This window comes from Gordonia ajococcus (assembly GCF_012974285.1).
In the GTDB taxonomy this organism is placed as follows: Bacteria; Actinomycetota; Actinomycetes; order Mycobacteriales; family Mycobacteriaceae; genus Gordonia; species Gordonia amicalis.
Map to the genome: position 1 here is coordinate 2,007,780 of NZ_CP052884.1, position 15,218 is coordinate 2,022,997.

The window sequence follows — 15,218 nt, forward strand, 5'->3', positions numbered from 1 at the left end:
GGCTTGGTAGCGTAGGAACGCCGGCTACGAGAGGAACCCATCGGATGCAGGATGACACTCGCGAGACGCTGCGAGACCAGGTCGCCCGGCTGATGGCGTTCCTGCGGGACGTCGTCCGCTCGCGCTCCGGGGATGTCCGGGACATCGACGACCACGCCGGCCACGTCTGGGTCGGCGCCTCGACGCCGGTCCCGGTACGGCCCGCGGCCGCGCCGGGGCAGGTCGTCGTCGAGATCGGTTCCGCCGACGCGGTCCACGCCGATGTCGCACGCCTCGTTGACGAACTGTCCGCGAGTCCCGACACGCTCGAACTCGTCCTGGCCAACGCTCTGGTCACGGTTCACGACGATGCCGGCGCCGAACCCCTGGTCCGCGAGCATCTGCTCACCCAGGCCGTGGTCGCCGACCGCGACGGGTCCGGCGCCATCCGGCTGTCACTCGGCGCGGGATCCGCGCCGACGATGCACGACACCCATCTCCTCGCCGCGGTCGACGGACTGGAACTCGCGGGAGCGGTGAAGACCCGGACCAGACTCGCCGAGCAGCCGTCCGTGGTCGTGAAGAAGGTCACCGACCTCGTGGGTGAGTGGCTGGGCGAGATCGAGATCGACGCGGACCGCGCCACCCTCGCGCTCGACATGCGGCCGGCGATCGTCCTGCGGCGCCGCGGCGTCGAGAACTCGCTCGCCTTCTACGACGCGATCATCGACGACCTGCGCGACGAGGGCTCGAGCGTGCCCGTCGGTCTGGCCCAGCTCGTCAGGCCGATCGACGCCGAGGACCGGCTCGCCGCCCTGGACGACCCCGATGTGCTCTCGCCCCGACGTCTCATCGCCGACGCGCTCTTCCCGCTACCGTCGAACGTCGAGCAGCGGGACGTGCTGGTCCGGCTGGGCAACGACAGCGGGGTGGTGGTCGAGGGACCGCCCGGGACGGGCAAGACGCACACCATCGCCAACGTGACGTCGGCGCTGCTGGCGAAGGGTCAGCGCGTGCTGGTCGTCAGTGAGAAGGCGCACGCGCTCCACGTGCTGCGGGACATGCTCCCGCCCGCGCTGCGGGAACTCACGGTGTCGATCGCCGACATCTCCCAGGACCGTGCCGAGACCATCGTGTCGGTGGTCGAGAACCTCGCGGCACGCAAGTCGGCGTTCTCGATGTCCGTCGCCGACGCCGAGATCGCCGACCTCGAGGCCCGCCGCGACCACGCCCTGCACCAGCGCGACCAGATCATGCGTGCGCTCTGGGATCTCCGGGCGGGAGAGACCGAGGTCCACGAGTGGGTGGCGGGGGACTACCGCGGCACCCCGGCCGAGATCGTGCGCCAGGTCAAGCGCGACGCCGAGCGCTATGACTGGATGCCACCGGGACTCGACGGTGCGGTCCCGCCGCTCGACTCCGGCGAGTTCTCCCGGCTCGTCGAACTGCTGAAGGTGACCGGCGGCGACACCGGCCGGCTGACCCAGCGGTTCCCCGACCTCGCCGGCCGTCTGCCGGAGCCCGCCGAGATGGACACCATCTGCGCGCGGATCGCCGCCCGCCCCCACGAGCCCCATCACGGCGCAGAATCGTTGCTGCCGTCTCTCGACGGCGTCGACAGCGAACGACTGCTCTCCATCAAGCAGCTCTGCGAGGAGCTGGGCGTGGCCGCCGGTGAGGTGTCGTCGTTCCCCGCCCCGATGGTCGACATGGCCGACCGTCTGCTGGCCGGCCGCGCAGCCCACCTGTGGTCGCGGGTGACGACGCTGTCCCCGGTGATCGCCGAGGCCGCTCGGCGCGACCGCGAGCTGGGCGCCCACACGGTCCTCGTCGACGGAGACCGACCGGGCGATGCGGCGTTGTTCGACGCGGCGGCCGACCATCTGGCGGACGGCGGCCAGTGGCGGGGCCGGCTACGTCGATCTCCGCAGCAGCGAGCGGTCGAGGAATCGCCGGTGCGGGCGACGGTCGACGGTCGTGTCCCGACCGACGAGGCATCGTTGCGGCGCGTCGCCGACCACCTGACGGTCGTCGACGCCGTCCACCAGGTTCATCGCATCCTGGCCGATCTCCATGTACCCGTCGACGCCTCCGGGTCCCGGTCCGCGCAGGTCGATCAGCTCGTCCGACTCGACTTCCAGCTGGCGTGGATCTCGCGGCTGGTCACCGGCCGCGACCGCCTCGTCCACGAACTCGAGGCCATCAGCCCCGGCGGCCCGCGACCCCGCAGCGTCGGCGAGATCGCCGAGGTGGCCGAGCAGGCCGGGTCGATCGCGGCCGCCAACGACGCCGCCCTGGCCGAACGTGAGCTCGCCGACTGCGCCTACGGGCTCGCCGCCGAGCTGGAGAAAGGTCCCTCGCCCGAGGGGGACGCGCTGCTCGCCGCGCTCGGTACCGCCGATGCCGACGCGATCCGTTCGGCGCGCAGGGCATTCCTCCGGGCCCGGGAGCAGGCGAACGCGGAGACCGCCCTCGATCTGCTCGAACTGCGTCTGAAGAGTCGCGCCCCGGAACTGGCCCGGACGATGTGGGCGACGCCCTCCGATCCGGTCTGGTCGGATCGTGCGCGGGAGATGGCCGCCGCCTGGGCGTGGAGGTACGCCCACACCTGGGTGTCCGAGCGCAGCGATCCGCATTCCGAAGCCCGGATACAGGCCGACCTGGATGCCATCGAGGTCGACATCGCCCAGTTGACCACCCGGCTCGCCTCGGCACGTGCCTGGCGGGAGTTGCTGGTGCGCACCACGACCGGCGAGATCCAGGCGCTGCAGTCCTACCGCGACCACATGATCAACCTCGGCAAGGGATCGGGTAAGCACGCGAACCGTTTCCGACGTGCGGCGCGCGAGGCGATGTCGGTGGCGCAGAACGCGATCCCGGCCTGGATCATGTCGATCAGCCAGGTGGCGGAGACGCTTCCGCCGCGGCGGCACTCCTTCGACGTCGTCATCGTCGACGAGGCGTCGCAGGCCGACATCACGAGTTCCTTCCTGCTGTGGCTGGCGCCTCGGATCATCGTCGTCGGCGACGACAAGCAGTGTGCGCCGGTGGGACTCGCGGGCACCACGCTCGACGACGCCTTCGCCGAACTCGACGCGGCGCTCCCGGATCTGCCGACCTACCTCCGCGACGGACTCACCCCGCGGTCGAGTCTGTTCTCGTTGCTCCGCAGTCGGTTCGGCAACGTGGTCGGGCTGCGCGAGCATTTCCGGTCGATGCCGGAGATCATCGAGTTCTCGTCGCAGCAGTTCTACGGCAACGCGCCGTTGATCCCGGTGCGGCAGTACGGTTCGGACCGGCTCGAGCCGTTGCGGACGGTCGCCGTCGACGGTCAGGCCACCGGAAGCGGATCCGGACTGGTCAACGACGCCGAGGTGGAGGCGATCGTCGAGGCCCTCCGGCGGTGTCTGGGCGATCCTGCCTACGACGGCCGGGATTTCGGCGTGATCGCACTGCAGGGCACCAAGCAGGCCGAGGCGCTCGAGCGGGCCCTGCGTGAGGGACTCGACGCGCAGGCGTGGCGCACCCGGCGCATCCGGGTGGGCACCCCGCCGGACTTCCAGGGCGACGAGCGCCACGTCGTCTTCCTGTCGATGGTGGTCTCCGACCCATCGGCGATCTCGGCACTGACCCGCGCCGAGTCGCAGCGACGGATCAACGTCGCGGCCACCCGGGCCATGGACCAGGTCTGGCTGTTCCACTCGATCGGCCTGGACGACTTGCGGCACAACGATCTCCGGTACTCGTTGCTGTCGTACTTCACCGCCCACGAGGGTCTCGCGATCAGCCCGATGCCGACCGACGTGCCCGACGACCGTCGTGTCGAACCCTTCGACAACCTGCTCGAACAGCGGGTGTTCAACCGCCTCGCGGCACTCGGCTATCACGTCACCCCGAAGGTGACCGTCAACAACCGCATCATCGACCTGGTGGTACTCGGCGCCGACGCGCGGATGGCCGTCGAATGCGATCCCGACGCGTTCCCGGGGACCGGGCGTCAGGCCCGTTCGGATCTGGAGCGCGAGCGTGAGTTGCGGCGCTGCGGATGGGAATTCGCGCGGGTCCGCGAGTCGGAGTTCGAACTCGATCCGGACCGGGTGATCGACGCGGTGGCCGCGGCCCTCGAGGCGCGCGGCTGCAAGCCCGGTTCGCTCACCGAGCGGCCGGCCGCGGAGGACGTGCCGACGTGGACCCCGATCGACCTGACCGTGGGTGATTGAACGCGGGAAGTGACGCGGGTCGTCAGTCCAGCGCGCGGAGCAGGGCCGGCAGCCCCGCGGCGGCCGGGACCCGCAGACTGTGGGTGACCAACTCGGACACCGACGATTCGGCGGGATTGAACTCGATGACCGGGATGCCTTCGCGTACAGCACGTTCGGTAGTGACGCGGCCGGATAGACGATGCCGCTCGTGCCGACGACGATCACCACCTCACCCGCGCGGAACGCCTGATCGGCGCGCTGCCAGTCGTCGGTCGGCAGTGCCTCGCCGAACCAGACGACACCGGGGCGGACGTCGCCGCCGCAGCGCGGACAGGTCGGCGGCGTCACCCGGGGTTGCACGTGTTCGGTGTCGGGATCGGTCGGTGAGGGCCGTGCGTCCGGGCCGTCGTAGGGGGTGTGACACACCGAGCAGCGCGGCGCGAAGAGGCTTCCGTGGAGGTGGCTGACCACGTCGCTTCCGGCGCGCTCGTGCAGGTCGTCGACGTTCTGGGTGACGACCATGACGGTGCGGGAGGCGCCGAGTTCGGCGAGTGCGCGGTGTCCGGCGTTCGGTTCGGCGGCAAGGACCTCGCGGGCGCGCCAGCGGTACCAGCCCCAGACGAGGGCGGGGTCTCGTTCCCACGCCTCCGGGGTGGCGAGTTCGGCCGGATCGAAGGTCTCCCACAGTCCGGTCTGCGCGTCGCGGAAGGTCGCGATCCCGCTCTCGGCGGACATGCCGGCCCCGCTGAAGACGGTGATCCACTCGGCGTCCCGGACGAGATCGATCACCGCCTCGGGGATGATCAGGCCGGTCATCCCGTGGCCTCGAGGGATGCGCGGACGAGGTCGGCGGTCTCGTCGGGGTTCGGGTCGCGGCGCACGACGAGCCCTTTGGCGAAGCTGAGCTTGTCGCCGTCGCGGCGGGGCACGACGTGCAGATGGGTGTGGAAGACGGTCTGGAAGGCGGCCCGGCCGTCGTTGAGGGCCAGGTTGACCCCGTCCGCGGCCATCGGTCCGGACCTCATGGCCGACCCGACCCGCTGGCCGGCGGCGAAGAGGGCCGCCCCGAGGGACGGGTCGAGGTCGTCGAGGCCGGACGAGTGGACGCGGGGGACCAGCAGGGTGTGCCCGCGTGTGATCGGCCGGATGTCGAGGAAACCGACGACATCGTCGTCGGAGTAGACGATCCGGCCCGGAGCCGTGCCCGCGACGATGGCGCAGAAGATGCAACTGCTCATGCGCCCGACTCTAGGGCACGGGCGATGTGTGCCGGGGCACCTCGCGACGGACGCAGACTCACCGACGGAACGCCGGCGTGGCCCGGATCACATCACGGTTTCATAACGGTTGACCGAGCGCGCGCTCGGCCGTCGACCCGCCGCCGGGTACGTTGCCTGGCCTGGCGGTTTCGCAACCCTTCGGATGGTCGTTGACATGGTGTTTCAAGTTACCCACGGGGTTACTGATGGGTATACCGGTAGGTCACCCGGAAACATGAGGAATCCCTCACTTTCGTGTGTCATCATGGGTGTCACGTTCACGTCCCAGACGACTCCTCAACGAGCCGGGGATTGTCAATGTCCATGTGTGGCAGGCGTGTTCATCCGTTGTACCCGTTAGTTCCGATCAGGCAGGGCTGCCGAGGTCGTTGTCGCCTGCGATGCCCCCGGTGTCGTGGACGACCCCGTTCTCATCGACGAGGAATTCGCCGGCGCTCCCGCCTGCACCCAACACTCCGCCGACCACCGAGACCGACCACCACAGAGGAGTACTCGTGACCGTCGACCAGTTCCGTACCGGCTCGCAGGGCGCCGCCAACGCCGAGCGCCCCACCACCACCCTCATCGACCGGCTCGCCCAGGGTGAGCCCTACGCGATCAGTTTCGGCGGTCAGGGCGGCGCGTGGCTGCCGACGCTGGCCGAGCTGGTCGTAGACGCCGACCTCGAACACCGGATCGCCGCCATCGTGGAGGCCGCGGAACAGCTCGTCGCGCCGGTCGCCGACGACCTCGTCGTCGCCCGCGCCGAGGGCTTCCACCCGCTCGCGTGGGTTCACGCACACGACGCAGGCGAAGAGGTGCCGACCGAGGCCGCACTCGCCGACTTCACGCTCTCGGGTCCGGGAGTGCTGCTGACCCAGCTCGCCGCCATCGAGGCGCTGCGCAAGCAGGGGCTCGACACCGCCACCCTCCCGCCCAACGCCGTCATCGGACATTCGCAAGGCTCCCTGGCCACCGACGCGGTCGGAGCCGAGGGAAGCGCCGCGGAGGCCGGCCAGGGCCTGCTGCTCGCCGTCGCCCACCTCATCGGCGCCGCAGGTTCACTGATCGCGCGCCGCCGCGGACTCGGTGTCACCACCGACGGCGCGCCGATGCTCGCGGTCAACAACGTCACCCCGGCGCGCGTCGACGAGATCCTCGACCAGTACCGCGCCGGTCTGGCCGAGAGCGACCTGGCCACGGCGCCCGTGGTGTCGATCAAGAACAGCCGTAACGCACTCGTGCTCTCCGGCGCCCCCCGTCACCTCGCCGGCTTCGTCGCCCTCTGCGAGCGCATCGCCGCCGCCGAGGCAGACGAGCGCAAGCGCAAGTTGACCGGCGGCGCGCCGTTCGCCCCGAAGTTCGACCACCTGCAGGTGTCGGTCGCCTTCCATCACCCCAACATGGCCGAGGCCGTCGAACTCGTCGGTGAGTGGGCCGACCGCTGCGGCATCGACCGCGAGCTCGCCACCCGCCACGCCCACGACATCCTCGTCGCGCACGTCGACTGGGTCTCCTCCGTCGACGAGGTCGTAGCCGGCGGCGCCAAGTGGATCCTCGACTTCGGTCCCGCCGACATCGCGACCCGTCTCACCTCCTCGCTCGTCCGCGGTCAGGGCGTCGGCCTCGTCCCCGCGGCGCTGCGCGTCGGGCAGCGCAACCTCTTCAGCCCGGGCGGCGTTCCCGAGGTCGCCGCCCCGTGGTCGCAGTTCACCCCCACCCTCGTCGAGCTGCCCGACGGTCGCACCGTCGTCGAGACCGCGTTCACGCGTCTCACCGGTCGTTCGCCGATGCTGCTCGCGGGCATGACCCCGACCACCGTCGACCCGGCGATCGTCGCCGCCGCCGCCAACGCCGGCCACTGGGCCGAGCTCGCCGGCGGTGGGCAGGTCACCGAGGACATCTTCGCCCGCAACATCGCCACCCTCACCGATCTGCTCGAGCCGGGCCGGGAGGCACAGTTCAACGCGCTGTTCCTCGACCCCTACCTGTGGAAGCTGCAGCTCGGCGGCAAGCGACTGGTGCAGAAGGCCCGCGCCCAGGGCGCACCGCTCGACGGCGTCATCGTCTCGGCCGGCATCCCCGAGCTCGAGGATGCGGTCGCCCTGGTCGATGAGTTCGTCGAGGCCGGACTCCGCTTCGTCGCCTTCAAGCCGGGCACCGTGGAGCAGATCCGCTCGGTCGTCCGGATCGCCGCGGAGGTCCCGCACCACCCGATCATCGTCCAGATCGAGGGCGGCCGCGCCGGTGGCCACCACTCGTGGGAGGACCTCGACGACCTGCTGCTGGCCACCTACGGCGAACTCCGTGCCCGGCCCAACGTCGTCATCTGCGTCGGCGGTGGCATCGGCACCCCGGAGCGGGCCAGCGAATACCTGACCGGCGTCTGGTCGACCGGTTACGGCTACCCGCTGATGCCGCTCGACGGCATCCTCGTCGGCACCGCGGCGATGGCCACCAAGGAGGCCACCACCACGCCCGAGGTCAAGCAGCTGCTGGTCGAGACCGCCGGTATCGACGAGTGGATCGGAGCGGGCCACGCCACCGCCGGAATGGCTTCCGGCCGTTCGCAGCTCGGCGCCGACATCCACGAGGTCGACAACACCGCCTCGCGTTGTGGCCGTCTGCTCGACGAGGTCGCCGGTGACGCCGAGGCCGTCGCCGCCCGCCGCGACGAGATCATCGCGGCGATGGCGGACACCGCCAAGCCGTACTTCGGCGACGTCGCCACGATGACCTACCGCGAATGGCTCGACCGCTACGCCACCCTCGCGGTCGGCGATGCACACGGCGATCAGCATCCGTGGGCCGACATCACCTGGCAGCAGCGTTTCGTCGAGATGCTGCAGCGCACCGAGGCCCGCATGCACCCGCAGGACTCGGGCCCGATCCCGACGATGTTCGCCGACCTGTCCGCCACCGACGATCCGCACGCCACGATCGACGCGCTGGGCAGCGTCTACCGCGAGATCGACACCGACATCCTGCATCCCGCCGACGTCGCGTTCTTCCTCGAGCTCTGCCGCACCCCGGGCAAGCCGGTCAACTTCGTGCCGGTCATCGACAAGGACGTGCGCCGCTGGTGGCGTAGCGACTCACTGTGGCAGGCCCACGACGCGCGCTACGGCGCCGATGCCGTCTGCGTCATCCCGGGCCCGGTCGCCGTCGCCGGCATCACCCGCGTCGACGAGCCGGTCGGCGAACTGCTGGACCGCTTCGAGGCCCGGGTCGTCACCGATCTGCTGACCGCAGGGGTGCGTTCGGCGCAGGTCGCCTCCCGACATCGCGCGGGACTGGTCCCCGACGCCGGTGTCCTGACCGCGGTCCTGGAGTCCGATGACGTGAGCTGGGCGGGGCGGATCGTCCCGAGCCCGGTCGCGCTCCTCGGTGATCGCGCCGCCTGGTCGGTGGTCGCCCCCGAACGTGCCGAGCACGAGCCCACCGGGGCGGTGATCGAGCAGGTCGGTTCGGAGCACGGCGTGACCCGCTTCGATCTCGTGGTCCCGATCTCCGGTGCGGCCGTGCGTATCCCGCTGCTCGCCGGCCTCGGTGTGCGGGACGGCGGCTCGCCCGTCGTCGGACTCGACGACGCCGCCGGCGCGATGACCGAGATCCTCACCGTCGCCGCGGGCGGCGACCTCGCCGAGGTGACCGACGGCACCGCGACCACCTCCATCACCTGGCAGCCGGACTCGGTGGCCGACCACGCGTCGGTGACCGGCTTCTCCCTGCCCGCGAACCTGCGCCCGACCACGCCGACGGAACCCTTCGGCTTCGCCGTCCCCGACACCCTGGTCGGCGCCTGCTGGCCGAGCGTGTTCAGTGTCATCGGTGCGGCCCGCACGGAGACCGGCGCACCGGTCGTCGAGGGCCTGCTCGACCTGGTCCACCTCGACCATGCGATCGCCCTCACCGGTGAGATCCCCACGGAGACCACCGAACTGACGATCACCGCGCGGACCGGAGCGGTGCGCGACTCCGAGGTGGGGCGTGTCGTCGAGGTCTCGGTCGAGATCGCCGGACCGGCCGGACCGATCGCCACCCTCGAGGAGCGGTTCGCCATCCGCGGACGCCTCGGTGCGGCCGAGCTCACCGACCCCCTCCGGGCGGGCGGTGCACCGACGGCCGAGCAGTCGGCCACCCGCAAACTGCTCCGCTCGGCCACCATCACCGCGCCGAACCGGATGCACGGTTTCGCCGTCGTCTCCGGTGACCGCAACCCGATCCACACCGACGCCTCGGCCGCCAAGCTGGCCGGACTCGGTGAGCCGATCGTGCACGGCATGTGGCTGTCGGCCGCCGCTCAGCAGGTCGTCACCGCCACCGACTCGAAGAACCCGACACCGTCGGCGCGTCCGCTGATCGGCTGGACGGCACGTTATCTGGGCATGGTGCGCCTCGGCGACACCATCACCGTGCGCGTCGACCGCGTCGGTCTCGACACCGGCCGCGAGGTCGTCGAGGTCAGCGCCAAGGTCGGGGACAACCTGGTCATGAGCGCCACCGGCCTGCTGGCCGCCCCGCGGACCGTCTACGCGTTCCCGGGCCAGGGCATCCAGAGCAAGGGCATGGGCCTCGACGCACGGTCGCGCTCGAAGGCCGCCCGCAAGATCTGGGACCGCGCCGACAAGCACACCCGCCAGGCACTCGGCTTCTCGATCCTGGCCGTCGTGCGGGACAACCCGACGACCCTCGTCGCCAACGGCACCACCTACAACCATCCCGACGGCGTGCTGTACCTGACGCAGTTCACCCAGGTCGCCATGGCGACCCTCGGTGTCGCGCAGATCGCCGAGCTCAAGGAAGCCGGCGGGTTCGTCGAGGGCGCCATCACCTGTGGTCACTCGGTCGGTGAGTACAACGCACTCGCGGCCTGTGCCGGAGTCCTGCCGCTCGAGGCCGTCCTCGAGGTCGTGTTCCAGCGCGGCGAGGCCATGCACCATCTCGTTCCCCGAGATGAGCAGGGCCGCAGCGACTACCGCATGGCCGCGATCCGGCCGAGCCAGTTCGGACTCGCCGATGCCGACGTGACCGGCTTCGTGGCCGGCCTCGGCGAGGAGATCGGGGAGTTCCTCGAGGTCGTCAACCTCAACCTGCTCGGTTCGCAGTACGCGATCGCCGGAACGGTCCGCGGCCTGGAACACCTCGAGGCCGAGATCGACCGTCGCCGTGCTGAGTTCGGCGGCAAGCGGGCCTTCATCGTCATCCCGGGTATCGACGTCCCGTTCCACTCCAGCGTGCTGCGCGCGGGTGTGCCGGAGTTCCGCGGCAAGCTCGAGGAACTGCTGCCCACCGACATCGACATCGACATCCTGATCGGTCGCTACATCCCGAACCTGGTGCCGCGCCTGTTCAACCTCGGACGCGATTTCGTCGAGGAGATCGCGGCACTCGTGCCGTCCGATCCGCTGAACGCCGTTCTCGCCGACTGGGACTCCTGGACCGCGAAGCCCGCCGAGCTGGCCCGTGTCCTCCTGATCGAGCTGCTCGCCTGGCAGTTCGCGAGCCCGGTGCGCTGGATCGAGACCCAGGACCTACTGTTCAGCGGTCCGGAGCGCAACGGTCTCGGCGTGCAGCGCTTCGTCGAGATCGGTTTGAAGGGTGCCCCCACCCTGACCGGTCTGGCGAACAACACCCTCAAGCTCGACGACTACGCCTCGGCCACCACCGAGGTCGTGAACGTCGAACGCGACTCCGACGTGATCCTGGCCAAGGACGCCGGCCACGAGCCGGACGAGGACGAGATCGAGGCCCCCGCAGCGTCGGCCGACGCTCTGGCGGAGGCGGCGCCCGCCGCGGCGGCACCGGCTCCGGCGGCAGCTCCGGCCGCCCCCGCCGGCGGCCCGCGTCCCGACGACATCGCCTTCACCCCATCGGATGCGGTGAAGTCCGTGATCGCGCTGTGGACCAAGATGCGCGTCGACCAGATCGGTGCGGCCGACACCATCGAGGCGCTGTGTGACGGTGTGTCCTCGCGTCGCAACCAGCTCCTGCTCGACATCGGCGGCGAGCTCGGACTCGGCGCCATCGACGGTGCGGCCGAGGCCGACATGGTCGCACTGGCATCGACCGTGGAGACCCTGGCGCGCGGCTACCGGCCGCTGGGTCCGGTCCTGACCGACGCCGTCAGCGACCAGATCCGCAAGGTCCTCGGCCCAGTGGGCAAGCGCCAGAACTACATCACCGACCGGGTCGCCAACGTGTGGCAGCTCGGACCCGGCTGGGGCCTGCACGCGACCGTGGCGCTCGCCCTCGGTACCCGGGACGGTGCCTCGGTCCGCGGCGAGGCACTGGGCAACCTGCTCGACGGCCCGGTCGCCAACGCGGATGCGCTCGACACGCTGATCGACAAGGCGGTCACCGCCGTGGGTGCCGAAAAGGGCATCGCGGTGAGCAAGCCCGCCGGCGAATCCGGCGGCGGCGCAACGGTCGACGCGGCCGCTCTCGGTGAGTTCACCGAGCAGATCACCGGTCGCTCGGGAGCGCTGGCCTCGGCGGCCTACACGGTGTTGGAGAAGCTGGGACTCGCCGAGGTCGCCGACCTCGCCGAGGCCGCGGCCGACCCCAACGCCGAGCTCGCCGAACTCGTCAGTGCCGAACTCGGATCGGACTGGGCGCGCACCGTCGCACCGGCGTTCGACGACGCCAAGATCGTCCTGATCGACGACCGGTGGGCAACCGCCCGTGAGGATCTCGTCCGTCTCTGGCTGACCGACGAGCACGAGCTCGACGCCGACTTCGAGAAGGTCGTCGGCGGGTTCGTCGGAGCCGGGGACACCGTCGCCGAACACGCCACCTGGTGGCAGGGCAAGGCCCTCGCGAGCGGAAACGCCGTGCACGGCCGCGTCTTCGGGGCGATCGCGCACGCTGCCGAGAACCCGGAGAAGGGCATCTACAGCCGCGAGATCGCCGTCGTCACCGGCGCCAGCAAGGGGTCGATCGCCGCGGGTGTGGTGGCGGGCCTCCTCGCCGGTGGCGCGACCGTCATCGCGACGACCTCGCGACTGACCTCCGAACGTCTGGCCTTCTACAAGAAGCTCTACCGCGAGAACGCCCGCACCGGTGCCGCGCTGTGGATCGCCCCGGCGAACATGGCGTCGTACAACGACGTCGACGACCTGGTCGAGTGGGTCGCGACGGAACAGACCGAGAACCTCGGCGGCACGACCGCGGTGGTGAAGCCGGCCATGAAGCCGACGATGCTGTTCCCGTTCGCCGCCCCGCGGGTGGCCGGAGATCTCACCGACGCCGGTGCTCGCGCCGAGCTCGAGATGAAGGTCCTGCTCTGGTCGGTCGAGCGGCTCATCGCCGGTCTGGCGGAGGTCCACTCCGACCACGACATCGCGGCCCGCCTCCACGTGGTCCTGCCCGGTTCCCCGAACCGCGGCATGTTCGGTGGCGACGGCGCCTACGGCGAGAGCAAGGCCGCCCTCGACGCGCTCGTGACGCGCTGGTCGGCGGAGGAGTCGTGGGGGTCGAAGACCACCCTGGCCCACGCTCTCATCGGCTGGGTGCGCGGCACCGGGCTGATGGGCCACAACGACGGCATGGTCGACGCGGTCGAAGCCGCCGGTGTCCGCACCTGGAGCACCGAGGAGATGGCCGCCAACCTGCTGACGCTGTGCACGCCCGAGCAGCGTGCGTCCGCGGTCGACGCGCCCGTCCTGGCCGACTTCACCGGCGGGCTCGACGCCTCGACCGACCTCAAGGCGCTCGCGGCCACTGCTGCAGCCGCTGCCGAGGCCGCCGAGGACGCCGACGAGGCACCGGCGTCGACCACCGTCGCCGCGCTCCCGGCACCTGCCCGCGCACCGCGCGGCATGCGTCCGGAATGGCCGTCGATCGACGCGCGTCCCGAGGACCTGGTGGTCATCGTGGGTGCCGGCGAGCTCGGACCGTACGGTTCGGCACGGACCCGCTTCGAGATGGAGGTCGACGAGAAGCTCTCGGCGGCAGGTGTTCTCGAGCTGGCCTGGAACACCGGTCTGATCCACTGGGATTCGGCTCCGAAGCCGGGCTGGTACGACACCGAGTCCGGTGATCCGGTGCCGGAGAGCGAGATCGCCGAGCGCTACCACGACGAGGTCGTCTCGCGGTGCGGCATCCGCCGCTACGCCGACGACGGCGCGATGGTCGACAACACCTCGCCGCTGCTCACCTCGGTGTTCCTCGACGAGGACCTGACCTTCACCGTCAACTCGGAGGCCGAGGCCCGTGCGTTCGCCAGTGCCGACCCCGAGAAGACCCGGGTGACGCAGAACCCCGACGGCGACTGGCAGGTCACCCGCCTGGCCGGCACGGAGATCCGTGTGCCGCGCAAGTTCTCGCTGACCCGCACCGTCGGCGGTCAGATCCCGACCGGTTTCGACCCGACCCGCTGGGGCGTCAGCCCCGACATGGTCGAGGCAATCGACCGGGTCGCGTTGTGGAACCTGGTCGCCACCGTCGACGCGTTCCTGTCGTCCGGCTTCACACCGAGTGAACTGATGCGGTGGGTGCACCCCGGCCTCGTGGCCAACACCCAGGGCACCGGTATGGGCGGCATGGCGTCGATGCGAGACCTGTACGTCAACACCCTGCTCGGTGAGGCGAACGCCAACGACATCCTGCAGGAGGCGCTGCCGAACATCGTTGCGGCACACGTCGTCCAGTCCTACGTGGGCAGCTACGGCGCGATGATCCACCCGGTCGCGGCGTGCGCCACGGCGGCGGTGTCGGTCGAGGAGGGCGTCGACAAGATCCGTCTCGGCAAGGCGCTCTTCGCGGTGGCCGGCGGATTCGACGATCTCGGCATCGAGGGCATCGTCGGCTTCGGCGCGATGTCGGCGACCGCCGATTCGGCGAAGATGACCGCACGCGGCATCGACGACCGCCGGTTCTCGCGAGCCAACGACCGTCGACGGGGCGGGTTCGTCGAGTCGGCCGGTGGTGGCACGATCCTGCTCGCCCGCGGCGATGTCGCGGCGCAGATGGGTCTGCCGGTCCTCGGCGTGGTGGCGTGGGCGCAGAGCTTCGGCGACGGCGTGCACACCTCGATCCCGGCTCCGGGACTCGGTGCGCTGGGCGCCGCCCGCGGCGCACTGTCCTCGCCGCTGGCCAACGCCCTGAGCGTGCTCGGGGTCGGCGCCGATGACGTCGCGCTGGTCTCCAAGCACGACACGTCGACGAAGGCCAACGATCCCAACGAGTCCGAGCTGCACGAACGGCTCGCCGAGGCGATCGGACGCGGTACGGGCGCCCCGCTGTTCGTGGTGTCGCAGAAGTCGCTCACCGGTCACGCCAAGGGTGGCGCCGCCGCCTTCCAGCTGATCGGTCTGTGCCAGATGCTCCGTGACGGCATCATCCCGCCGAACCGCAGCCTGGACTGCGTCGACGAGAAGATGAAGGAGTACCCGCACCTGGTCTGGCCGCGCGAGACCCTGCAGCTGGGCGAGCGGTTCCCGCTCAAGGCCGGTCTCTTGACCAGCCTCGGCTTCGGGCACGTGTCCGGGCTCATCGCGGTCGTCCATCCGGAGGCGTTCATCGCCTCCCTGGCACCCGAGGAGCGGGAGACCTACCGGCAGCGCGCCGACGAGCGTGCACGTCTGGGCAGCCAGCGCTTCCTGCAGTCGATCTGCGGGGGCGAGCCTGCCTACCAGCGTCCGCCGAACCGCCGCTTCGACGAGTCGGTCGACGAGCACGACGCCGAGGCGGGCATGCTGCTCGATCCGTCGGTGCGTCTCGACGAGGCGGATGTGTACGGTTCCGGTCGGGTGCCGGAAAACCGTTGACCGCAGCG

Annotated in this window: 3 protein-coding genes and 1 pseudogene; 2 read left to right on the forward strand and 2 right to left on the reverse strand. The window is 70.6% G+C overall.

Annotation, left to right across the window (positions count from 1 at the left end; genetic code table 11):
- Positions 1-44 precede the first annotated feature (44 nt).
- Complete coding sequence (locus GAA2_RS09215) at positions 45-4,199, forward strand: AAA domain-containing protein (RefSeq protein ID WP_191834910.1); 4,155 nt, start codon at positions 45-47, stop codon at positions 4,197-4,199.
- 22 nt (positions 4,200-4,221) lie between these two features.
- Here the strand turns inward: GAA2_RS09215 and GAA2_RS09220 are convergent.
- Positions 4,222-4,997, reverse strand: a pseudogene (locus GAA2_RS09220) (SIR2 family NAD-dependent protein deacylase).
- Positions 4,994-5,419: an HIT family protein gene (locus GAA2_RS09225; protein WP_159406214.1), complete on the reverse strand. Its 426-nt coding sequence runs from the start codon at positions 5,417-5,419 to the stop codon at positions 4,994-4,996. Before GAA2_RS09225 ends, GAA2_RS09220 begins: the two are co-directional and overlap by 4 nt.
- A 536-nt stretch (positions 5,420-5,955) precedes the next feature.
- On the opposite strand from GAA2_RS09225, the gene GAA2_RS09230 reads away from it, so the two are divergent.
- On the forward strand, positions 5,956-15,210 hold the full coding sequence (locus GAA2_RS09230) for a type I polyketide synthase (protein ID WP_159406215.1): 9,255 nt from the start codon (positions 5,956-5,958) through the stop codon (positions 15,208-15,210).
- Positions 15,211-15,218: the final 8 nt, after the last annotated feature.